The sequence below is a fragment of the Vreelandella hamiltonii genome (assembly GCF_014651795.1).
GTDB classification, from domain to species: Bacteria; Pseudomonadota; Gammaproteobacteria; order Pseudomonadales; family Halomonadaceae; genus Vreelandella; species Vreelandella hamiltonii.
In genome coordinates, this window is record NZ_BMXO01000009.1 from 60,270 (window position 1) to 81,969 (window position 21,700).

Sequence of the window (21,700 nt, forward strand, 5' to 3'; positions counted from 1 at the left end):
GGCAATGAGTTGCGTACTGTTTGAAGAGCACACGACCCAGGACGGCCATGTGATCGGCGAGATCACGCTCAACGCCGAGCGTTCGCTGAATGCGCTGACCCTGGAGATGATCGACGCGCTGCTGCCCCGCTTGACCCAGTGGCAGGAGGATGAGCGTGTGGTGGCCATTCTGCTGGACAGCGCAGGCGAAAAAGCCTTCTGTGCAGGGGGCGACGTGGTCAATCTCTACAAGGCCATCACCGGCGATGGTGAGCCGGACTTCCCCGAGCGTTTCTTCGAGCGCGAATATCGGCTCGACTACCTGATGCACACCTTCGCCAAGCCGATTATCTGCTGGGGGCATGGCATCGTGATGGGCGGTGGCATGGGGCTGCTCAGTGCCAGCAGCCACCGTATCGTTACCGAAACGTCGCGACTGGCCATGCCGGAAGTGACCATTGGCCTGTACCCCGATGTGGGGGCCAGCTGGTTTCTCAATCGCCTGCCCAATGGTACCGGGCGTTTTCTGGCCATGACCGGTGGCCAGATCAATGCCCCCGATGCGCTGCATCTGGGTCTGGCAGATCGAGCAATTGCCAGCCACCACCGCGAGGCGTTGGCCCAGGCGCTGCTGGAAGCCCGCTGGGGAGAAGGGGAGCAAACCGACGCCCATGGCGTGGTCAACCGCGTATTGCGCGAGTTGGAGCAGGCTTCTCAGGCGGCGTTTGCCGAGCTGGAAGCGCCTGTCTACAAGACGTCTTCACTGATACGCGAGCTGATGGACCACGACACCGTCGAGCAGCAGGTGGCGGCGGTGCTGGGAGTCGACAGCGACGACCAGTGGTTCAGTAAAGCCCAGCGCACCCTGGCCCATGGCAGCCCGGTCTCTTTGCGGCTGATCGATGAGCAGCTCAAGCGCGCCCGGCACATGTCGCTGGCCGAAGTGTTCCAGTTCGAGCTGGCGCTTTCCGTGCAGTGCTGCCGCCATGAGGAGTTCCCCGAAGGCGTGCGTGCACTACTGGTCGACAAGGATGGCCAGCCGCGCTGGCGTTTCCCGGACGTGGCCTCGGTGCCGCCCAGCTTCATGGAAGAGTTGCTGTCATCCCCCTGGGAGACCAGCCCTCTGGCGGATCTTCAATAATGTGTGCTGTCTCTTCCGAGAGCGCTATCCAATCGACTGCTGACCAATCTCAACAAGGATAACAACATGACCAGCGTAGCCTTCATCGGCCTGGGTAATATGGGCGGCCCCATGGCAGCCAATCTCGTGAAAGCCGGTTTTCAAGTGCGGGCCTTCGACCTGGCCGCCGAGGCCTTGGAAACCGCCCGTGCTCAGGGCTGCGACACCGCCGCCACCGCCCAGGCCGCGGCAGCCGATGCCGATTTCGTGATCTCCATGCTGCCGGCGGGCAAGCATGTGCGGGGGCTGTACATGGAGGGCGACGCGCCGCTGTTCGACGTCATCAAGGCGGGCGCCCTGGTCATCGACTGCTCGACCATCGACGCCGACACCGCGCGTCACGTCGCCGCCGCTGGCGCTGAAAAGGGCATCGGCTTCGTGGATGCGCCAGTCTCCGGTGGCGTGGGCGGTGCCCAGGCGGGCACACTGACCTTCATCGTGGGCGGTTCGGAAGCCCAGTTCACTCAGGCGCAGCCCGTGCTGCAGGCCATGGGCAAGAACATCTTCCACGCCGGAGACCACGGGGCAGGGCAGGTGGCCAAGGTGTGCAACAACATGCTGCTCTCAATCCTCATGGCGGGCACCTGTGAAGCCATCAATATGGGCGTCAAGAACGGCCTGGACCCCGCCGTGCTGTCGGAAATCATGAAGCAGAGTTCCGGCGGCAACTGGGCGCTCAACGTCTATAACCCCTACCCCGGGGTCATGGAAAACGCTCCCGCCTCCAAAGGTTATCAGGGCGGCTTCCAGGTGGATCTGATGATCAAGGACCTTGGCCTGGCCATGGATGTCAGCCAGCAAAGCGCCGCAGCCATTCCCATGGGCTCCGCCGCCCGAGCGCTGTTCACCTTGCACAAGGCGGGCGGCAACGGCAAACTCGATTTCTCCAGCCTGCTCAAGCTGTATCAGGATAAGGGTGAGGAGTGAGGAGTGAGGGGTGAGGGGTGAATAGTGAGGAGTTGGAGTGTGGAGTGAGTGGGGCATATGTGGGATTGTGGGGTGGGAGGCAGCTTTAGCTCGCGACCGGTTGGCTAAGCCCTTGACTAAGCCCTTGCCCCGTAAGTATGCCATTCACTACTCACACCCACCCAAGGCATACTCAACAACCGATTGAGCCAAACACAAGGACTGCCATGATTACACTTTGGGGCCGCAACAACTCCACCAACGTCAAGAAAGTGCTCTGGACACTGGAAGAGCTGCAACTGCCGTACGAGCAGATCATGGCAGGCCTGCAACACGGGGTAAACGACACGCCGGAATACCTCGCCATGAACCCCAGTGGCCTGGTACCCCTGCTCAAGGATGACGCCACTCAAAGCCTGCTGTGGGAGTCCAACACCATTCTTCGCTATCTGGCGGCGCAGTACGGTCCCAATCCGTTATGGATCGAGGCACCCGCCCAGCGGGCAAGCATGGAAAAGTGGATGGACTGGTCGACCAGCCTGCTCACGCCTGCCCACCGCACCATTCTGATGGGCTATGTACGCACCCCACCCGAGCAGCGCGACAGCCAGGCACTCGATCCCGCCATCGCCACTTGTGAAAAGCTCTTCGCTCAACTGGATAACACGTTGAGCCAGCAGCCCTGGTTCTCTGGCGAAGACTTCGGCCTGGCCGATATCGCCATCGCCCCGTTCACCTACAACCTCTTCAACAGCGGTCTCGCCTGGCCATCCTACCCCCATCTACAGCGCTGGACAGAGCAGCTCGCCGAACGCCCCGCGTACCGTAAGGTCGTGATGATTCCCGTGACGTGAAGGAAGGGGGGGGGCGCAACAGCCGGGGCGGCTGTCGACATGCTCAATCAATCTGTTGGCCGTTGGTACAGCACTCACTTTGGGTGCGTTTGTGGGAGGGCGCTTTAGCGCGCGACGATCAAACCACCCAAACCCAATTAAAACCCCGCCTCCAGCAACACCAGCTCCTGATCCAACCCCTTCAACACTTCACACCACAACCCATGCCGTTTCGCGCTCTCAATCAACGGCCCAAGAATAGCGCCGCGCTCGGTTAGCCGCTTCGCCTCCACATCCTGCAACATCGAAGCCTTGTTATTTGCGGTGTTTTCTACCACCTGCCACACCAACGCCAGCCAAGCGGCTTTCCCTTCACCACCGTTTGGCGGTGCAATACCTTCTTTTTCTAGAATCGTCGCCACTTCCTCTACCACAGCTATCACACGGCCTGAGTAGGCATCGCTGCGCAACGCTCCATTACGCACACCATGCAGGGCTACCAACGGGTTGATTGCCGCGTTCACCGCTAATTTCTGCCATAGGCGGCTGCGAATATCACCTACCGCCGTGGCGGTAAATCCGGCGTTACTCAGCAGTGCTGCCAAGGTGGTCGCTAATGCTGTGTGCTGATTGTCCAAATCCCCCACAAACGTAGGCCCGCGACCAGCGTGGACGACACTGTCATCGCCGGTTACATAAGCGCCTTGCGTGGTCGTCGCGCACAGTACCGGGCCGTGCCACGTTTGGCTGATGCGCGGCTGGGCATAAAAACCGTTTTGCCATAGCACCAGGGGAGTCGAGGAGGGCAGTACGCTGGCTACACTCGCCAGCGCCGCCTCGGCAACCATCGCTTTGGTGGTGATGTGGACGAAAGCGGGCGGTTCCGCCGCGCTAGGCGCCAATCGTTCGGCGGTGAACGAAGGCAAGTGTTGCACCCGTGTTTCGCCTTCCGGGGTGGTCAGCATTTGCCGCCCAGGCAGTGGGCGACGGCCGATGACGGCCACCTCAGCGAGCGGTGCCAGTGAGTGTGCCAACAAGCGGCCAATGGCCCCGGGGCCAAGAATCCAGTGGGTGTTCATCGTTATACGTCTTTATCAGGGACTTGTTGGCGTCATGGCGAACCTGACCGGGTGGTGACGTGTAGCAAAGAGAAATGAGCGCTAGCTCGGCGCGTTGCCCAGGCTGGCCAGCCGCTCACGACTCAGAGTGAGGTCTTCGTTTTTGTTCACACCAATGCCCTGGTCGATGATCTCTTGGGCGATCTGCTGTGCCTCTTCCAATGAGTGCATCACGAAGGTGCCGCACTGATATTCATTGAGTTCGGGAATGTCTTCCATGCGTTTGACGGCCAGCACGTCGTGCATGGCGGCCAGCCAGGCTTCGCTGACGCGGGATTCGCTGGGGCTTCCCAATAGGCTCATGTAGAAGCCAGTGCGGCAGCCCATGGGCGAAATGTCGATGATCTCGACGTGCTCGTCATTGAGGTGCTGGCGCATGAAGCCTGCGAATAGGTGTTCCAGCGTGTGAATGCCCTTTTCGCCCATCATGGTGTCATTGGGCTTGTTGAAGCGCAGGTCGAAAACGGTGATGGTGTCGCCGGAAGGCGAGGTCATGGTTTTGGCAACCCGCACGGCGGGGGCATTCATGATGGTGTGGTCGACGGTAAAACTATCAAGTAGTGGCATGTTGCCTCCAGGTGACGGTAAACGGTATGGCATGGTACCACGATAGCCACTGACCAGCGGCTCACGGGCTTCTCGTGGTTGGGGGTCCACCCGCTCCCGCTGGCGCTTCAGTCGTGAATGAGATAGATCAATCAGTCTCTGCTTTCATACCGTTTCTTCTGTGTGGATGGGAGCGCGAAGGCGTTGCAGGCGTTCGGCTTGCGCCCGTTGCCGAGCTGCAAGGTCGGGGGGCTGGGTGTGATCTGCCAACAGGCGGATGGCCGCATCTACCTGCAACGTTCCCAATTCCGTGCCGTCCCGTTGACGCAGAGTGACGCTACCTTCCGCAGCTTCGCGTTTGCCGACGATCAGCAGAAACGGTAGGCATTGCAGCGTCTGTTCACGGATTTTATAGCCGATCTTCTCATTGCGAACGTCAGCGTGAGCGCGAATGCCTGCGCCGCAAAGAGCTTCTGCCAGCGTAGCGGCATAGTCCGCCTGCGCCTCGGTGATCGACAGAACGACCGCTTGTCGAGGGGCCAGCCAGGGCGGCAGCTTGCCAGCGTGATGCTCAATCAGAATGCCCATGAAACGCTCCAGAGAGCCGAACAGCGCGCGGTGTAAAAGTACCGGACGCTGCCGTTGGCCCTGTTCGTCGATGTAGTCGAGACCGAAACGTTCGGGAAGGTTCATGTCCACTTGCAAAGTGCCGCATTGCCAGTCGCGGCCAATGGCATCACGCAGCACGAACTCCAGCTTGGGGCCGTAGAAGGCCCCCTCGCCGGGGTTGATCTGGTACGGCAGGTCCATGCTGTCGAGGGACGTGGTCAGCGCGTCCTCGAGCTGATCCCATAGGGTATCACTGCCCATGCGGTTGGCGGGACGGGTAGACAGTTTCAGATTCACGTCTTCGAAACCGAACTCGCGATAGATATCGAGCACCAGCGCCACGACGCGGCGGCACTCTTCGTTCATTTGCGCGGGGGTGCAGTAGATATGGGCATCGTCCTGGGTGAAGTGCCGAACACGCAGCAGCCCGTGGAGCGCCCCCGAAGGCTCGTAACGATGTACCTTGCCAAACTCTCCCATGCGAATGGGCAGGTCTCGATAGCTCTTCAGACCGTGACGAAACAGCAGCACACTGCCGGGGCAGTTCATGGGTTTGAGTGCCAGGGCACGGCCGTCTTCCGTGTTCGTGGTGAACATGTGCTCCTGATAGTTGTGCCAGTGCCCAGAGGTTTCCCATAGGCTGCGGTCCATCATGTCGGGCGTATTGACCTCGACGTAGCCACTGCTCTGCTGGCGGCGTCGCATGTAGCTGATCAATGTCTGCAGTACCGTCCAGCCATCGGGGTGCCAGAAGACCGAGCCCGGGGCTTCTTCTTGAAAGTGGAAGAGCCCAAGCTGGCGCCCCAGGCGCCGGTGGTCGCGTTTTTCTGCTTCTTCCAGGCGTTGCAGATGCGCCTTGAGCGCCTTGCGGTCTGCCCAGGCAGTGCCGTAGATACGCTGCAACTGTGCGTTGCGTGCGTCACCTCGCCAATAGGCCCCCGACAGTTTGGTCAGCGTAAAGTGCTTGAGAAACCGGGTGTTGGGCACGTGGGGGCCGCGGCACATGTCGACGTATTCCTGATGGAAGTAGAGCCCCAGATAGTGTTCATCCGGCAGCTCTTCGATCAAGCGCTGCTTATAGCTTTCGCCACGCTGACGAAAGAGCGTTAGCGCGTCATCTCTGGCAACACGCTGCTTGCCGACCTCGTACTCCTGGTCGATCAGCGCTTTCATGCGCGTTTCGATGGCGGCCATATCCTCCGGCGTGAAGGGGCGCGCGTAGGCAATATCGTAATAGAAGCCATCTTCGATGACGGGGCCGATCACCATTTCAGCTTCTGGGTAGAGCTGTTTGACGGCGTGCCCAAGCAGATGAGCGCAGGAGTGGCGGATGATATCGAGACCGTCAGGATCCTGATCGGTAATGACGACAACCTCGGCATCCTGGGTGATGGGATCGCAGGCATCGACCCACTCGCCGTTGACGCGGCCGGCCAACGTGCGGCGTGCCAGGCCCGGGCCAATGGCAGCGGCTACGTTGGCCACGCTGGTAGGAGATGCCAACTGGAGCTGTTGCTGGTCCGGCAGGGTGATCGTGACGAGTGTGTCTGGCGCCTGGGGCGTATGGGGCATGTGGAGCTTCTCATGGTCAGTGGTAACGGGCGGAGTAACGTTCAGTGTGGCTGCCACCGGGGGCCTTCGGGGGTGTCGCGTACCTCGGCACCCAGTTGCCAGATGGCATCACGCAGCGCATCCGCCCGAGCGAAGTCGCCCTGTCGCCGGGCTTCTGCACGCTCCGCCATGAGTGTTTCTATCTGCCGGGCGGGTAGCGCTGGTTGAGAGGGAGCCAGCGCGCGTGTAGGCGTTTGTTGCAGGAGCCCAAGCAACCGCGCCGACGCTAGTAGCTTGCCCTTGGCGCGTGCCCGCTGGGTATCGTTGTCGGCATCTTCCAGCGCGCTGCGCAGTTCTTGAAGGCGAGTAAGCGCCTCAGAGACGTTGAGGTCGCTTCGTAGCGCCTCCAGCAGTCTGGTGTCCGGCTGAGCGGAATGTTCGACGGCCAGCGTTTCTACCTCTGCCAGGGGGCGATAGAGCCGGGTCAAGGTGTGGCGTGCTCGTGACAGGCGCTCGTCATTCCAGTCCAGTGGGCGGCGGTAGTGGGTCGAAAGCAGAGCCAGACGGATCGCTTCGCCAGGGGCCTGGGAGAGCAGGTCGCGCACGAGCAGAACATTGCCCAGAGACTTCGACATTTTTTGTCCATCCACCGTGACAAAACTGTTGTGTACCCAGGTATGGCAATACAGCGTGTCGTGAGCGCACGTCCCTTGGGCAATTTCGTTTTCGTGGTGGGGGAAGATCAGATCCTGACCTCCACCGTGAATATCGATGGTCGTTCCCAGGTGCTGTCCGATCATGGCGCTGCACTCCACGTGCCAGCCGGGACGACCACGCCCCCAAGGGCTGTCCCAGCCGGGTTGATCCGGCGCAGAGGGTTTCCACAAGACGAAGTCCAGAGGGTCGCGTTTGTAGGGAGCGACCTCTACCCTGGCGCCCGCCAACATGTCGTCAGGGCGACGCCGTGAGAGTGCGCCATACGCCTGATAAGACGCAACGTGAAAAAGCACATGCCCCTGAGCTACGTAGGCATGTCCGCGTTCGATCAGCGTTTCGATCAGTGTCACGATGGCGGGAATGTGGTCCGTTACTCGGGGCTCCAGATCGGGAGCCAGCACGCCCAGCGCTTGCATGTCTTCATGGTAAGCGGCAATGAAACGCTCCGTGATGGTGTGAATGGGCACATTAGCAGCCGAGGCGGCCGCGTTGATCTTGTCATCCACATCGGTGAAGTTGCGCGCATAAATCACCTTTGGGTAGTCGTGACGCAGCACGCGAGAGAGCAGATCGAACACGACGGCAGGACGCGCATTACCGATATGCGCGTAGTTGTAGACAGTTGGGCCGCATACGTAGAGCGTCACCTGATCGGGCCGTTGGGTACGCAAGCGTTCGCGTTGGCGCGTCAGCGTGTTGAAGAGTTCCATGGATGTCCTGTGTTAAAGGGCTATGTCAACGAGCTATGTCAACGAGCTATGGGTCAAAATTAATGGCCATTGACAGTTAAATTAATAAGCTAGCTACCTATTGGGCATAACCTTGCAATTTGCTTCAATTTACGCACATGCACTTGCGACCTCAAAATGCAACGTAAGCCCCGAATATCTCCATTATTGTCGCCGCCAGCCTTAGTTACAGCTGCTATGATGAATGAGATCGAAAACTGAAATCCCCCACTAGAATTGTTGACTGGAGTCAAAATGAATAAAAAGCGGCCGGTTAATCTTGATATTCGAACCATTCAGCTTCCTCTCACGGCGCTTACATCGATTCTGCACCGGATTTCAGGAATTATGCTCTTTATTTTTCTGGGACTGATACTGTATATGCTGAGCAAATCGTTGGAGTCAGAAAAGGGTTTTAATGAAGTCAAGGAGATTTTTTCTTCACCTTTCGGCAAAGTTAGTTTCTGGTTGGTATACTCTTCATTTATTTATCATCTCGTAGCCGGAATTCGACACCTAGTTATGGATGTGGGTGTTGGTCATACTTTGAAAGGCAGCAATCGCGCCTCTACTATTGTTTTAGTAGTGTCGGGTGTTTTAATGGTTGCTGGCGCCGTATGGATTTGGTAGCTGTGGAGTCGTAATGCGTATTTACAAGGACTAAAAGCGTCCTTTAAAGCTAACTTACGAAAGTATTTATAATCGACGGTTCACGCTTAAACGGTTGAATCCTTTCGGGCTTCCGAATAGCTGTTAGCTGAAAGCTATCATGAGCTAAGTTTTCTGTGCATCATCAAATGTGTTAATGGGAGCGCCATAGTACTAGGTACAAATATGGCTCTAGGACAATGTTAGATGTTTTGGATTTTGAGGCGGATCGCTCTTATCGAAGATCGTCTAATTCGCTCTGAAGCGCAGGTTTTTTGAAACTATCACCTGGTTGGCACACTGTGCGAATCAACATCAGATATGAGAAAGCCAATCAGGTGAACACTACCCTCGAGGGCTCATCTGTCCAGTTAAAGCCTCGAGTCTTTCTGGGTGCGCAAAAGACAAGAAGGTTATATGGGAAAATTATGAGGCCTGGATACCATGCGTCATGGGCGTGCCGATGCTGTGAGTGACAGAGCGAGAAGCAAGTGAAAGTCCCTGAAGTAGGGGCGGGATGCGCCCGAGTGGCATTTTTTGTCTTAAGGTAGATCGCGTAGCTGTTCTTCAGAATAATCTTCAGAGCGTTGACGACAGCCATCGCTGTGCATTCCTCAAGAATAGAATGTGTCGGAAGGGTGGCGTCATTGGTGTTAGTCATCGCTTAGGATTTCTCAATCTGGCTTACACGGGCGCCTGTACCGATATCCCCGCGGATGGCGACGTATCGATGTTGAATTCCTCGCCAGACGAAGTGCAATGAGCTGCGGCTATAGGCTTGCGCAGCCTTAGATAGCCGGCCGTCGCAGGCGCGCCGGTTGGCCGGGATCTTCTTCTGCCCGTCAGGTGTCCGGTCGGAACTCCAGCACGAACGCTACGACCTTTTCGGCGGACATTTCGCACGGCTTCAACAATGTCCTATCTGATGTAACGCGGAAGAGGTTGAAGCTGACAATGTCAGTCCCGTCCAACTCCCTGGCGAACAGACTGTTGCGACGTCCGTCCCCAGATCGCCGGACGATCAAGCTGAAACGCCGGCCTTCATAAGTCCCTTCTCTGTATCCCTCCGCAAGCTTCGCGAAAACGGCATCGAACTCGGAATGCTCCATGTCATCCATCCTTATTGATAGAACAGAGGCGCGGCGGGTGCGAGACCGCCAGTGCCGGGTCGCGCTAAGGTGCCGGGCAGATTCCTGCAGCCGACGAGGCCCGGGGTGGGCAGGATAATTGAGATGTCGGCGCCCGCATGGCTATCAGCGAAGTCGTCCGTCCAGTCTGCTAGGCAACGTCCACGCCTTTCCAGAAAGCGATGTAATCCCGGATACCCTCGGCATCCGGAGTGGGGGCGGGATAGGTCCAAGCGGCGTTCACGTTGAGCGCGTCACCCGCGCGAACATGAAAGAAGCGCGCGGCGCCTTTGATCGGACAGACAGATGTGTGCGGGCTCATCTCAAGCAGGCTCAGGTCGACTCCTGACGGTGGGAAGTAGTGATTTCCCTCGACGATGACTGTTTCGTCGCTTGTGGCGATAGTAGTGTCTTTCCAGATGGCTGAGACCAACGGACTCTCCTTTTGTATTCATCAACCGGCGAAGGCTCGCGGGCTGGCTGCCCCAAGCCGCACCTCCTCAGGTGGCAGGCGGGTTGCGCCCGAGAAGTTTGTCGAGCTCGCCTCTGACATCGAGCGCGAATAGCTCATCGGAGCCACCGATAAGGGTGCCATTGATGAAGATCTGCGGCACGGAGCTTCGCCCCGACGCTTCCGCCATGGCCTGCCGGTGAGCCGGATCCGCCTCAATATCGAGCTCCTTCCATCGCACGCCCTTTTCCTTGAGGAGCGCCTTCGCTCGGCGGCAGAACGGGCACCAATTCGTGGTGTACAGCAATACATCAGTTGTCATATTGCATCTCCGGCAGTTGCACGCGGATCGCTGTCATGGCGTTGATCTCCAATTCGCGGCGTTCAAAGATGGCGACTGCACCTTGGCCGACATCGGAGCAGATGCTGACGATTGGCCGCTATCCAGGCGACATGGCCCAAAGTGCTTTCACCGCCAGGCAGAGGCCGCACGCGCCTCCTGTAGCGCCGAGCCGATGCTCTAAGGTAACCGAGCCTCGATTGGGACGGAAGCGGTCCCGCTCGAATCGCCCATCATGCTGGTCGAGCATATCAGGACGACGGATAGTGCAGGAACTTTCAAATTGAGCTTGATGTCGAGCCAGGTATCGCGAGCGAAGGCGTTCTAGAGGCCGGGGGGTACGAAGACTGTGTTCGGCAAAACGGTTCACGTTGATCGCCAAAGCTTCCCAGGGCGCACGTCTACGATCGGCGCGACGTGAGATAGCTCGCGCCGCTAGCCCCCGTAGCGCTCCGTCTTGATGATGGAGGCGTCCAAGCCCGCCAGCAGCGCGCTATCGGTTGCGATGTTGACGAATCCGTTAGACCCGCAGACGAACACTTGCGTCGGCTTTCCCTGAAGCCTGGTTAGAATTTCTTGGACCATCATGCCGTCGATCCGTCGCGCAAAGTCCGATGCGCGAACCGGTTTCTCGCGCGTAATCGCGAGCGCCAGGACGAACGCCGGATCGCTGATTTCGATGCAATGAAGTTCTTCTGAGAAGAGAACGTCCTCGGCGGTTCGTGCGGACAGGAGCAACGCTGTCGGAACGGCTTGGGCCAATGCGCGGCGCTGCCGGATCATTGCCATCAACGGCACGAGGCCGGAGCCTCCCCCGATCAACAGAACCGGATCTATGGCAGGCTCAGGCCAAAGGAAATGGCCACCGAGCGGACCGCGAACTTCGATTTCGTCACCAATCGCCGCGATGTCGTGAAAAAACGGCGAAACTTCGGCATCCGGCATGCGCTCGATAGCTATCTCGACGATCGGGGTCGAAACTGCCGATGACGCGATCGAGTAGCTGCGCATTGCACTGTAGCCGTCGGGCGCGGTCAGCCGGATATCGACGTGCTGACCTGCGGTGTGCGCGAACGGCTTGCTCAACCGAAGGAAGAAGCTCTTGATACTCGGTGTTTGCTGGATGATGTCGTCGATCACGCATGATTGCCACGAACGGACTTGCGCTTCGTTTTCAGTCATGGGTGTATCGTTGTTCGCGCCACGGATCGCCGTAGATGTGATAGCCGTGCAGCTCCCAAAAGCCGGCCTCGTCACGCGTCGTGAATTGCAGCGCATTCACCCATTTGGCGGATTTCCAGAAGTAAAGGTGCGGCACTAGAAGACGCGCCGGCCCCCCATGATCGCGGGAAAGTGGCTTGCCCGCATAACTGAGGGCGACCATCGCTTTCCCGGAAAGCAGATCCGTCAGAGGGACGTTTGTCGAATAATTATCGTAGCAGTGCGCCAAGACGAAATCGGTAGGCCGATCAAGCTCTGCATCTGCAAGGATGTCTTCAATGAGTACACCCTCCCAAACGGTATCCAGTTTGGACCAAGAGGTGACGCAGTGAATATCCTTTGTCACCTGGGTCTTTGGTAGAGTGTTGAATTCGCCCCAATTCCACGTTTTGACGGGCTTCGGACCAATTTTGACTGTGAATTTCCAGTCGGAGGGCTCTACCCTCGGCGTAGGGCCGGCCGACAGAACAGGGAAATCCTCCACCAGATGCTGACCTGGCGGAATCCGATCGGACTGGTCGCCTGAACCGCGACCGGTGAAACCTCTGGTGACCATAGTGACCCCTCTTGCTCGATACGGCAGACCGAAGCCGGCCTTCATTTCAGTACTCTGCGTAAAGCATTTGCCCGCACATCCGCCGAATAAGCCAATCGACTAAAAATCAGATACAGATGCTCTATCATCGTAAAAAATCGCGTATCGAACATAGCGTCAGGCCAGCATGATTCCCAATACCCAATGGCTATAGGGTAGATAACCCCAAGGCTGCGTACGCTGATCTGCGGTATGCGGAGCGGAAGTTGCAGGTTCGCTCTCAAACGGATGGGCAGCGTGCAAAGCTCAAGGCTCACCAGCGCATGGTTGCCCAGTTCGCGCTCGCCGGCAGCTTGAGTATATTAAGGACGAAATGTCGATCTGATCTATTCTGGCTTCAGGAAATAGGGAAAATAAGGTCGGACGTTCGCGCACCGTCGCGACGCGCGATCATCCACTAAGCTTCTGTATCGGGGTTGGAGGATCAGATGAACGAGATCGAACGACAAGCGCCTGAGCTGCGGGTGCAAAAATGGATTGGCAAAGATGGGGAAAGTATCGCGCCGTTCAAACTGTCAGATATCGGGCCCGGCCCGAAAATCTTGTTTGCCTTCCAGCATTGGTGCCAAGGTTGCCATTTGCATGGGTTTCCGACGCTACAAAAGTTGCATGCAGCGTTGAGCTCAAAAGACGTGGGGTTCGCAGTGATCCAGACCGTCTTCGAAGGAACGCATGAGAATACCTTCGAGAAGTTGCGCGTGAACCAGCTCAAGTATGAGCTTCCTATCGTTTTCGGTCACGACGAGCAACCGACCGGCTCGCCGTTTCCAACCTTCATGGAAGACTACCGCACACGAGGAACTCCGTGGTTTACGGTTATCGACGCTGGCGGTAGCATTGTTTTCTCGGACTTCCATCTCGACGCGGAGCGACTAGTGAAGCAACTTGAGCAAGGTTAATCGTTGGAAGGTGGGCAATCATCCTGATTGCCACCCATCCCCTGATGCCCACTACAGGCGTTGCGCGCTGTAACTCTGTTGATCAGCGTGCGAAAACCCGGATCCGGATAGGAGGAGCGTCAACGATTGAATCAATCCGTTGGGAGAGGGCGGCTCCGCTCCGTCAGCTCGGCAATAGATAACCCATTCTCGCCGAGCAACTCTCTGATCCGATCGACGATATGAGCCCCTAGCGCCGCTGTCTTGGTCCCCCCCACAGATTCCCAAGATGCGAGTTCACACGCCGATACCTCGTGGTCAGCGCCGAAGTGCTTCTGTCGGTATGTCACCGCCGCCCTTCAATGATAAAGGCGCGGTAACGGGAACCGGCAAAGCGATGAGCAGCGATGGTTTGGTAGGCGGGACTGTCATACCAGTCGCGAGCGGCCTGCATCGTCGGGAAACGCAAGATTACGGCCCCTTCGATGGGCGGCCCCTCCAAATGCTGGATCGCGCCATAAGCGGCGAGAAAGGTAACGTCGTGACCATCGAACGATGGTCCGACGCCTGCAGAATAGGTTGCGAGTGCATGTGGGTCGCTGGTTTCTTCCCGCGTAAAGACGACGAACGCTTCCATCATTAGGCCTCTCAAAGGTTGGATCTGTTGGCCATTACCACCGGTGATGGCCTCACAGTCGTCAGGCTGGCAACTGGAACCCGATTTTCATGAGTGCCTCGACGCACGCATCCTGATCCTGCTGATAGTTGCCTCCGGAGATGCCTATGCCGCCGATCAACTTCCCATCCTCCAGAATCGGATAACCGCCGCCGACAGCGACCATCCGAGGGCGATAGGCTAGCGGCGCCACTTTTGGATCGTTGGTCACATAGTCGTTCCAGACATGGGTCGGGAACCCAAACGAGGCGGAACTCCAGGCCTTGTCGATGGCAACATCGACGGTAAGGAACGGCGCATCGTCGGTGCGCTCGAACGCGCGCAGGTTACCGGTGGCGTCGACGACGGCGACGGCAGCCGGGATGCCGATGGCACGGGCCGCAGCGAGCGCCGCGTCGATGAGGGCGACTGCGGTTTCGCGGTTGATCGAGGCGGTGGCAATAGATTTGGTCATGGGATTCTCATCGCTGGGGCATAACCCGTTCGGCTTTTTGAGGTTGGACAAGATGTTTGGCGATCGCGGTCGTTAGAAGCCTTCGAGGACGATCTTGCCTTTAGCCGCGCCACTTTCGATCAGTGCATGCACCGTCTTCAGATTGGCGGCATTGATCGGCGACAGTCGCCGGGTCAGCGTCGTGCGGATTTTGCCGTCGTCAACCAGCGCTGCCATCGCATCCAGAATCTCGCCCTGCTCATTCATGTCGGGCGTGCCGTAGATCGACCGCGTGAACATCAGCTCGTGGTGGATCGACACCGCCTTGCGCTTGAAAACCATGATATCGAATGCCTTGGGATCGTCGATCAGTCCGAACCGTCCTTGTGGGGCGATCAGTTCGGCGATGTCGGCGACATGTTGCTCGGTATGTGTGGTCGAAAAGACGAAAGCGGGAGCACCGATGCCGAGTTCGGCGATCTGTGGCGCGAGCGGACGAGAATGGTCGATGACGTGGTGAGCTCCAAGCCCTCTTACCCACTCTTGGGTTTCCGGTCGAGAGGCTGTGGCGATGACGGTGAGGTCCGTGCGCTGTCGCGCGATCTGGACGGCGATCGACCCAACCCCGCCCGCGCCACCGATGATGAGGATCGCCTCCGCCGCACCGGGTACGGGCTTCGCCACGTCCAGGCGGTCGAACATCGCCTCCCAGGCCGTCAACGTCGTCAGCGGCAGCGCCGCCGCTTCCGCCCAGGAGAGCGACGCAGGTTTGTGACCGACAATCCGGGCGTCGACGAGATGGAACTCCGCATTGGTACCGGGCCGTGTGATCGATCCGGCATAATAGACCTCGTCGCCTAACTCGAACTGCGTGACGTCGGGGCCGACCTCGCGCACAATCCCGGCGGCATCCCATCCCAGCACCTTCCAATCGCCATCTGCCGGCGGCGTGCTGTTGCGGACCTTGTAGTCGACCGGGTTGACCGAGACGGCCTTCACCTCAACCAGGATATCGTATCCTGCAGCGACAGGCCGAGGCAGATTGATGTCGACCAGCGCGGCATCCGCGGCGATGGGTCCCGGAACCTTGTAACCAATGGCTTTCATAAATGTCTCCAGCTTGCTTGATCGGATGACGCGAATGCTCGTTAGTCAACTTCTTCTACATTGAGGTCCCGACTCTTGAACTGGGTCGCGGTAGCAGATTTCATCGAACACGTCGATCAACAGGCCCTTATGCTCGGTCGCCGGATCGGTGATCGCGTAGAGGGTGGAGGCGTTATCGCCATCATCACCGCTTCCGAGGCGAAACGCCGCGTCGACGCAGATGCCGCACGGACCGATGGTTGATCCTGGCTCGAGATCGACGAGATTGCTGTCCTTGACGCGCTATTCGCGGTCTTAGCCCTTGGCGATGAAGGACTGAACTGCTTGTAGAGCGTCGGTCAGCTGCTATGTCATGGACGCACCTTCATCTTGAGTTGGATTGGACAAGCTTCCGTATAAGGCCCGCTGTAACCGTCAGATGACGGCGAAGAAAACGATGGGCAGTATTCACAGCCACTTAGCCTTCTTGAAGCGCACAAATAGGAAAACGCACGATATCGCTATCACTCCGAGCACGACAAAGTATCCGTAGGCCGTGTCCAGCTCCGGCATGTGCTTAAAGTTCATGCCGTATATTCCAGCGATCGCCGTCGGGACTGCCAGTATTGCCGCCCAAGCCGCCAGCTGGCGGGTGATCACCCCCGTCCTTTGCGCTTCAAGAAGGCTGCTGGCCTCAAAGACCGTGGACAGGACAAGCAGGAGGCCGTCGACCATGGACTGCACGCGGTGGACATGGTCCGCGACGTCGTGGAAATATGGTGTCATTTCGGCGCTGATGCAGGGAAAGTGGCCGCGAACGAGCTTTCGCACCAGCTCGGCCATAGCCCCGAGCGTGCGCTGGAACCGCGTGAGTTCGGACCTTAGTTCGAAGATTCGCGCCACCTCTTCTGGCCCGAGGAAATCGTGCAGCGACCGTCGCTCCATCGCCAGGACGTCGTCCTCGATCATTTCGAAGATGGGCAGATACTGGTCGACCACGCGATGCAAGATCGCGTGCAGCACATAGTCGACACCCTTGCCGAACTGCGTCGGCGATGCCTCGAGTTGCTCCCGAAGTTTGCCCAGCGCTCCGGCATTGCCGTGCCGCACGGTGATAAGGTGATTGTGACCGGTGAAGATCGCCATCTTGCCGTAGCTGATCCGGTCGCCGACCAGCTCGGCGGTCTGCGCGACGACGTACAACTCATCGTTGTAGACCTCGAGCTTGGGCGGGCACAGCGGGTGCATCGCGTTGTCGATCGCCAACGGATGAAGATTATATGTCCTTTGGATCGCGAGTAGTTCCTCGGGGGTGGGTTCGCTAAGCGCGATCCAGCAGAAGCCCGAGCGACTCTCGCCCAACTTGACGTGCTCATCGAGCGCGATTTCGCGAACTCGCTTGCCTTCGTTGTAATAATAGGCGGCGATGATGCTCATGCTGGCCTCGCGGGAATGTGGAGGCCACGCTGGACGGCCGGTCGAGCCAGCCCGCGTCCAAGCCATGCGCGGACGTTCGAAAAGCTGCTGAGGCCAAGGATGTCACCCGCAGCGTAGAATTCCACCAGCGCATTCACCCAGCCGAGCGTCGCGATGTCCGCGATCGAATAGTCGTCGACGATCCAGTCGCGGCCTTCCAGCCGGCGATCCAGAATCCCCAGCAGACGCGTGGATTCGTCGATAAAGCGCTGTTGCGGCCGCTTGTCCTCATAGTCCTTGCCGCCAAATCGCAGGAAGAAGCCGAGCTGACCGAACATCGGCCCGATGGCCGACATCTGAAAGAACACCCACGCTAGGGTCTCGTAACGCTGGCCTGGTTCGGTGGAGATGAACTGACCCGTCTTGTCGGCCAGATAGAGGAGGATCGCACCGGATTCCCATAAGGCGATGGGTCTACCGTCAGGGCCAGCCGGATCGATGATCGCCGGTATGCGTCCGTTCGGGTTCAGCGACACGAACGCCGGATCCTTCGACTCGTTGTTCGAGATGTCGATCAGGTGGGGCTCGTACGCCAGGCCAGTCTCCTCAAGCATGATCGAGACCTTGACGCCATTGGGCGTAGGGGCTGCGTAGAGTTGCAGGCGATCGGGATGAGATGCCGGCCAGCGCTGCGTGATCGGAAAGGACGAGAGGTCTGGCATAAATCTGCGATCCTGGTGTTGCGATGGCGACTGACTGGAACGAGCCGTCACTCTGAAGTAGGGTTCGATGACCGCGTCGCTGAACGACGCGGTCACGAAGATTGCGGACCGGATCGGCGCAGTGGCAACGGCAGTGAAGCCTATTCCGCCGCGGTCCCGGCCGCTGGCTGTACGTCGTCAACCTTTTGGCGCTTCGGAAGCACCCAGCCGGGACGGACGAAGTGGCAGGTGTAGCCGCCCGGGCGCTTCTCCAGATAATCCTGGTGATCGGGCTCGGCCTCCCAGAACTCGCCGACCGGCTGGACCTCGGTCACCACTTTGCCATCCCACAGCCCCGAGGCATCCACATCGGCGATCGTATCCTCGGCGACGCGCTTCTGCTCCTCGTCGACATAATAGATGCCCGACCGGTAGGAGAGCCCACGATCATTGCCCTGGCGGTTCAGCGTCGTCGGATCGTGGATCTGGAAGAAGAATTCCAGGATGTTCCGGTAGCTCGTCACTGTCGGGTCGAAGACAATCTCGATCCCCTCGGCATGCGTGCCGTGATTACGATACGTGGCGTTCGGAATATCGCCGCCCGTGTAACCCACACGGGTCGAGATGATGCCGGGCCGCTTGCGGATTAGGTCCTGCATGCCCCAGAAACATCCTCCTGCGAGAACAGCGCGCTGATGCATGTTAAGCCTCCTCTACTTGATCGAGATATTCACCGTATCCCTCGGACTCCATCTCGTCGCGCGGGATGAAGCGAAGGGACGCTGAGTTGATGCAGTACCGCAGACCGCCGCGGTCGGAAGGACCATCGGGGAACACATGGCCGAGATGACTGTCTGCGTGTACTGACCTGACCTCCGTCCGGACCATGCCGTGTGCGCTGTCCCGCACCTCGTTCACGTTTGCCGAAACGATCGGCTTGGTGAAGCTGGGCCAGCCAGTACCCGAATCGAACTTGTCCGTCGAAGCGAACAGTGGCTCTCCCGACACTATGTCGACGTAGATGCCAGGCTCCTTGTTGTCGTTGTACTCGCCCGTGAAGGGCCTTTCGGTGCCCGCCTCCTGGGTAATTCGGTGTTGCTCGGGAGTCAGGTGGTCGATTGCTGTCTGTGACTTTTCAAACTTCATTACAGTCTCCAATACTTATCTAGAGGGCCAGGCACGCTACCGCTAATTTTTTATGTCTCCTGATTTGCTCCTACAATGGTAGTGGGATGGCAAACGAGGTTTTACTAAGTGTTGGAAAATTAGAGATTTAAATTTCGCGTCTATTAATTCTAGCGCAACTGAGTGGTTAAGCAAGTACGTAATCAGTAAATATTAAAAAAATAACACAAAAGCACGATTATATAATACAGTGTTGTTGGCGCTGATGGAAAATTGACCCACCCTGCCGATTGAAATTTGACCCAGGGCGGATTGCTGATTTTGTTACCAGCAACTGTGGATAAGTCTACCAGCGCAGCTGCTGTTGCCCCCACTCCTTCGCTAGCCCAGTTCAGTTGTTTAAGACCTGCCACACGCAGCCATGTAGCAGGCCGTCGTCGCCATGAAATCAGAACGGCTCATCGTCCTCCGGTTCCTGGCCGCCCTTACGCTTTCGCTCCCGTGATTTGATCTTGGCCTGGGCCGCCAAGCTACTGTGTTGCAGGCGATAGGACTCGTTACCGGTTTCGACGATGTGGCAGTGGTGGGTCAGCCGATCCAGCAGGGCGGTGGTCATCTTGGCGTCGCCGAACACGCTCGACCATTCGGCGAAGCTCAGGTTGGTGGTGATCACCACGCTGGTGTGTTCGTACAGCTTGGATAGCAGGTGAAACAGCAACGCACCGCCGGCCTGGCTGAAGGGCAGATAACCCAGTTCGTCGAGGATGACCAGATCCATGCGCAGCAGAGCTTGGGCGATCCGCCCGGCTTTGCCGTCGTGCTTTTCGCGCTCCAGCAGATTGACCAGATCGACCGTGGAGTAGAAGCGCACGCGCTTGCCGTGCCGGGTGATGCCGGACACGGCCAGCGCAGTGGCCAGGTGGGTTTTACCGGTGCCAGGCCCACCGATCAGCACCACGTTCTGCGCGGTGTCGGTAAAGGCCAGACTGGCCAGTTCGCTGATCAAACGAGCGTCTGCGCTGGAGGCGCTGAAGTCGAAGCCGGCCAGGTCGCGGTGCATCGGCAGCTTGGCCATGTTCATCTGGTGGCTCACCGAGCGCATGGCGCGATCTGTGTGCTCTTGTTCCAGCAGGTGTTCGAGCAGCCACTTGGACGAGGCTGTGTTCGACTCACCCTGCGCAGTCAACTCCGCCCAGGCCGTGGCCATGCCGTGCAGGCGCAGCTCCTTGAGTTCCGCCATCAAATCACGCATGACCGATCTCCTCGGTCTGGCCACGCAGGCGGTCGTAGCGCGCCGTGTTAGCGACGGGGGCTTCCTTGAGCGACAAGTGGGTTTCGACGCTGGGTGGTGGTTCGGTCGCGGCCAGGCGCGCCACGACATTGAGGATGTGTTCGGCGCTCAGGCTGCCGCTTTCCAGTACCAGCTCAACAGCCACCAGCACCGCATCGAGCCCGGCGACCGGTACGGCAGCCAGAACTTGCGCCATGATCCGGTCACCGCCGGCATGACGCCCCAGACCGTGCTTAAGCTGACGCAGCGGCGCCGGCAGATCAGCAAAGGGCGCGCCGTTGCGCAGCGCACCGGGCTTGCGTTCGATCAGCGGGAGGTAGTGCTGCCAGTCATAGCTGACCTGGTCGCGATCCAGCAAGCGGACATGGCTGGCGATCAGCGCGTCGTCAGCCACCACCTCGATTCGCGTCGGATACAAACGGCTGCTGACCCACTTACCCGCATACTCACACGGCACCGAGTAGCGGTTGCGCCCGACGCTGACCAGGCAGGTGCTGGAGACCCGCGCAGGCCGCTCGACGTAACCGTCGAATGGCGCTGGCACAGGCATCAGTTCAGCGCGCTCCAACTCCAGCACTTCGGCCACACTCAGCCCGCTGTATTGAGGGTGCGTCAGCTCGTTCCAAAGCGCGCGGCAGCGCTGGCCCAGCCAGGCATTGAGTTCCTCGAAGGAGTGAAACTGGCAGTCCTGGGCGTCTAGCCAGATACGCCTGCGGCTGTCTTGCACGTTCTTTTCAACGATGCCCTTTTCCCAACCAGCGGCGACGTTGCAGAAGTCCGGATCGAACAGGTAATGCGCGCACATCACCGCAAAGCGCGCATTCACCGCCCGGCCTTTGCCCTTATTGACCTTGTCGACGGCGGTCTTCATGTTGTCGTAGATGCCCCGGCGCGGCACGCCGCCCAAGGAGCCGAACGAGCGTGTATGGGCGTCAAATAACATCTCATGGCCCTGGCTCGGATACGCCACAAGCCAGAACGCACGGCTGGCACACAGCTTCAGATGTGCCACCTGCATACGCCGGTAAATGCCGCCGACCAGCAAGCCTTCCTCGCTCCAGTCAAACTGAAACGCCTCGCCAAGAGCAAAGGTCAGCGGCACAAAGGCCTGCGACGCCTTGCCCTGTCCCCCTCGCCAGGCACGGATAAACGCGGTGAGCTGGCTGTAGCCACCGTCATAACCTTCGGCTTTGATTTGCGCCAACAGCGCCTTGGCACTGCGCCGCTGTTGCTTGGGCCGCAGCGAATCGGCTTTTAGCGCCTGCTCCAGCGTGGCGTGAAAAGGGCTGAATTTGTTGAAGATCGCGCGGCGTTGGTAGACCGGCGGCTTGGCCTCAGGTGCTCTGACCCACTTGCGAATCGTGTTGCGCGCCAACCCGGTGCGCTTGGCTATCTCATGCAGCGACAGCTTGTCGCGGAAATACATCCGGCGAATTTTGCCCATCATTTCCATACTGATCACCCTGTGTTCTCCTGCTCAAAAATTGAGCAGAAGCAGTTGAACACCTGGGTCAGTTTTCAGTCGGCAGAACAGCCTCTACTGGG

At 58.7% G+C, this 21,700-nt stretch carries 24 protein-coding genes; 6 read left to right on the plus strand and 18 right to left on the minus strand.

From position 1 onward, the window contains the following. Positions 1 to 4 precede the first annotated feature (4 nt). The 3 genes from IE061_RS10525 (at position 5) to IE061_RS10535 (ending at position 2,919) form a co-directional block, all read left to right on the plus strand. Complete coding sequence (locus tag IE061_RS10525) at positions 5 to 1,120, plus strand: enoyl-CoA hydratase/isomerase family protein (RefSeq protein WP_193461576.1); 1,116 nt, start codon at positions 5 to 7, stop codon at positions 1,118 to 1,120. A 66-nt stretch (positions 1,121 to 1,186) separates the two neighbouring features. Next, the gene (mmsB, locus tag IE061_RS10530; RefSeq protein WP_193461577.1) at positions 1,187 to 2,086 is read left to right on the plus strand and encodes a 3-hydroxyisobutyrate dehydrogenase; all 900 of its coding nucleotides are present in this window, start codon (positions 1,187 to 1,189) and stop codon (positions 2,084 to 2,086) included. 206 nt (positions 2,087 to 2,292) lie between these two features. Continuing rightward, positions 2,293 to 2,919: a glutathione S-transferase family protein gene (locus tag IE061_RS10535; RefSeq protein WP_081137176.1), complete on the plus strand. Its 627-nt coding sequence runs from the start codon at positions 2,293 to 2,295 to the stop codon at positions 2,917 to 2,919. Between the two features lie 137 nt (positions 2,920 to 3,056). On the opposite strand, the gene IE061_RS10540 is transcribed toward IE061_RS10535, so the two are convergent. The 4 genes from IE061_RS10540 to cysS all read right to left on the minus strand — a co-directional run bounded on the left by IE061_RS10540 (position 3,057) and on the right by cysS (position 8,149). Next, entirely contained in the window at positions 3,057 to 3,977 is a 921-nt protein-coding gene (locus IE061_RS10540) for a ketopantoate reductase family protein (RefSeq protein WP_193461578.1), read from the minus strand. 81 nt (positions 3,978 to 4,058) lie between these two features. After that, entirely contained in the window at positions 4,059 to 4,583 is a 525-nt protein-coding gene (gene luxS / locus IE061_RS10545) for an S-ribosylhomocysteine lyase (protein WP_081137179.1), read from the minus strand. A 144-nt stretch (positions 4,584 to 4,727) separates the two neighbouring features. After that, positions 4,728 to 6,743: a threonine--tRNA ligase gene (gene thrS, locus IE061_RS10550; RefSeq protein WP_193461579.1), complete on the minus strand. Its 2,016-nt coding sequence runs from the start codon at positions 6,741 to 6,743 to the stop codon at positions 4,728 to 4,730. Positions 6,744 to 6,784: 41 nt separating this feature from the next. After that, on the minus strand, positions 6,785 to 8,149 hold the full coding sequence (gene cysS / locus IE061_RS10555) for a cysteine--tRNA ligase (protein ID WP_016913628.1): 1,365 nt from the start codon (positions 8,147 to 8,149) through the stop codon (positions 6,785 to 6,787). 273 nt (positions 8,150 to 8,422) lie between these two features. Here cysS and sdhC point away from each other — a divergent pair, with 273 nt between their 5' ends. After that, positions 8,423 to 8,797: a succinate dehydrogenase, cytochrome b556 subunit gene (gene sdhC, locus IE061_RS10560; RefSeq protein ID WP_005005993.1), complete on the plus strand. Its 375-nt coding sequence runs from the start codon at positions 8,423 to 8,425 to the stop codon at positions 8,795 to 8,797. Positions 8,798 to 9,657: 860 nt separating this feature from the next. Here the strand turns inward: sdhC and IE061_RS10565 are convergent. The 5 genes from IE061_RS10565 to IE061_RS10585 all read right to left on the minus strand — a co-directional run bounded on the left by IE061_RS10565 (position 9,658) and on the right by IE061_RS10585 (position 12,510). Further along, positions 9,658 to 9,924: a hypothetical protein gene (locus tag IE061_RS10565; protein ID WP_193461580.1), complete on the minus strand. Its 267-nt coding sequence runs from the start codon at positions 9,922 to 9,924 to the stop codon at positions 9,658 to 9,660. A 169-nt stretch (positions 9,925 to 10,093) separates the two neighbouring features. Next, positions 10,094 to 10,375: a DUF427 domain-containing protein gene (locus IE061_RS10570; RefSeq protein ID WP_003464986.1), complete on the minus strand. Its 282-nt coding sequence runs from the start codon at positions 10,373 to 10,375 to the stop codon at positions 10,094 to 10,096. Positions 10,376 to 10,442: 67 nt separating this feature from the next. After that, positions 10,443 to 10,715: a glutaredoxin 3 gene (grxC, locus tag IE061_RS10575; protein ID WP_005005995.1), complete on the minus strand. Its 273-nt coding sequence runs from the start codon at positions 10,713 to 10,715 to the stop codon at positions 10,443 to 10,445. 453 nt (positions 10,716 to 11,168) lie between these two features. After that, positions 11,169 to 11,915, minus strand: coding sequence for a ferredoxin reductase (locus IE061_RS10580; RefSeq protein WP_002118292.1), 747 nt, complete (start codon positions 11,913 to 11,915; stop codon positions 11,169 to 11,171). Next, on the minus strand, positions 11,908 to 12,510 hold the full coding sequence (locus tag IE061_RS10585; RefSeq protein ID WP_003464980.1) for a sulfite oxidase-like oxidoreductase: 603 nt from the start codon (positions 12,508 to 12,510) through the stop codon (positions 11,908 to 11,910). The genes IE061_RS10580 and IE061_RS10585 overlap by 8 nt, the downstream gene beginning before the upstream one ends. Positions 12,511 to 12,977: 467 nt before the next feature. On the opposite strand from IE061_RS10585, the gene IE061_RS10590 reads away from it, so the two are divergent. Then, positions 12,978 to 13,448, plus strand: coding sequence for a TlpA family protein disulfide reductase (locus IE061_RS10590; protein ID WP_003464979.1), 471 nt, complete (start codon positions 12,978 to 12,980; stop codon positions 13,446 to 13,448). A 325-nt stretch (positions 13,449 to 13,773) separates the two neighbouring features. Here IE061_RS10590 and IE061_RS10595 read toward each other — a convergent pair whose 3' ends face one another. From IE061_RS10595 to IE061_RS10605, 3 genes are all read right to left on the minus strand, one after another. Beyond that, positions 13,774 to 14,067 carry a DUF1330 domain-containing protein gene (locus tag IE061_RS10595; RefSeq protein WP_003464978.1) on the minus strand — a complete coding sequence of 98 codons (294 nt, stop codon included), beginning with the start codon at positions 14,065 to 14,067 and terminating at the stop codon, positions 13,774 to 13,776. Between the two features lie 58 nt (positions 14,068 to 14,125). Then, on the minus strand, positions 14,126 to 14,557 hold the full coding sequence (locus IE061_RS10600; RefSeq protein ID WP_005006001.1) for a GlcG/HbpS family heme-binding protein: 432 nt from the start codon (positions 14,555 to 14,557) through the stop codon (positions 14,126 to 14,128). A 72-nt stretch (positions 14,558 to 14,629) separates the two neighbouring features. After that, the gene (locus tag IE061_RS10605) at positions 14,630 to 15,643 is read right to left on the minus strand and encodes a zinc-binding alcohol dehydrogenase family protein (protein ID WP_002118279.1); all 1,014 of its coding nucleotides are present in this window, start codon (positions 15,641 to 15,643) and stop codon (positions 14,630 to 14,632) included. A 75-nt stretch (positions 15,644 to 15,718) separates the two neighbouring features. On the opposite strand from IE061_RS10605, the gene IE061_RS10610 reads away from it, so the two are divergent. Further along, the gene (locus IE061_RS10610) at positions 15,719 to 15,886 is read left to right on the plus strand and encodes a hypothetical protein (RefSeq protein ID WP_016487060.1); all 168 of its coding nucleotides are present in this window, start codon (positions 15,719 to 15,721) and stop codon (positions 15,884 to 15,886) included. Positions 15,887 to 16,090: 204 nt separating this feature from the next. On the opposite strand, the gene IE061_RS10615 is transcribed toward IE061_RS10610, so the two are convergent. The 6 genes from IE061_RS10615 to istA all read right to left on the minus strand — a co-directional run bounded on the left by IE061_RS10615 (position 16,091) and on the right by istA (position 21,608). Continuing rightward, positions 16,091 to 17,059, minus strand: a complete 969-nt coding sequence (locus IE061_RS10615; protein ID WP_003464971.1) for a magnesium and cobalt transport protein CorA — start codon at positions 17,057 to 17,059, stop codon at positions 16,091 to 16,093. Beyond that, positions 17,056 to 17,760 carry a glutathione S-transferase N-terminal domain-containing protein gene (locus IE061_RS10620; protein ID WP_003464969.1) on the minus strand — a complete coding sequence of 235 codons (705 nt, stop codon included), beginning with the start codon at positions 17,758 to 17,760 and terminating at the stop codon, positions 17,056 to 17,058. The genes IE061_RS10615 and IE061_RS10620 overlap by 4 nt, the downstream gene beginning before the upstream one ends. Before the next feature lie 140 nt (positions 17,761 to 17,900). Beyond that, positions 17,901 to 18,440 carry a peptide-methionine (S)-S-oxide reductase MsrA gene (msrA, locus tag IE061_RS10625; protein ID WP_003464967.1) on the minus strand — a complete coding sequence of 180 codons (540 nt, stop codon included), beginning with the start codon at positions 18,438 to 18,440 and terminating at the stop codon, positions 17,901 to 17,903. 1 nt (position 18,441) lies between these two features. Further along, positions 18,442 to 18,885 carry a peptide-methionine (R)-S-oxide reductase MsrB gene (gene msrB, locus IE061_RS10630; RefSeq protein ID WP_003464965.1) on the minus strand — a complete coding sequence of 148 codons (444 nt, stop codon included), beginning with the start codon at positions 18,883 to 18,885 and terminating at the stop codon, positions 18,442 to 18,444. Between the two features lie 427 nt (positions 18,886 to 19,312). Next, positions 19,313 to 20,116: an IS21-like element ISPst3 family helper ATPase IstB gene (gene istB / locus IE061_RS10635; RefSeq protein WP_010454871.1), complete on the minus strand. Its 804-nt coding sequence runs from the start codon at positions 20,114 to 20,116 to the stop codon at positions 19,313 to 19,315. Further along, positions 20,109 to 21,608, minus strand: coding sequence for an IS21-like element ISPst3 family transposase (gene istA, locus IE061_RS10640; protein WP_193461581.1), 1,500 nt, complete (start codon positions 21,606 to 21,608; stop codon positions 20,109 to 20,111). The genes istB and istA overlap by 8 nt, the downstream gene beginning before the upstream one ends. Between the last annotated feature and the right edge of the window lie 92 nt (positions 21,609 to 21,700).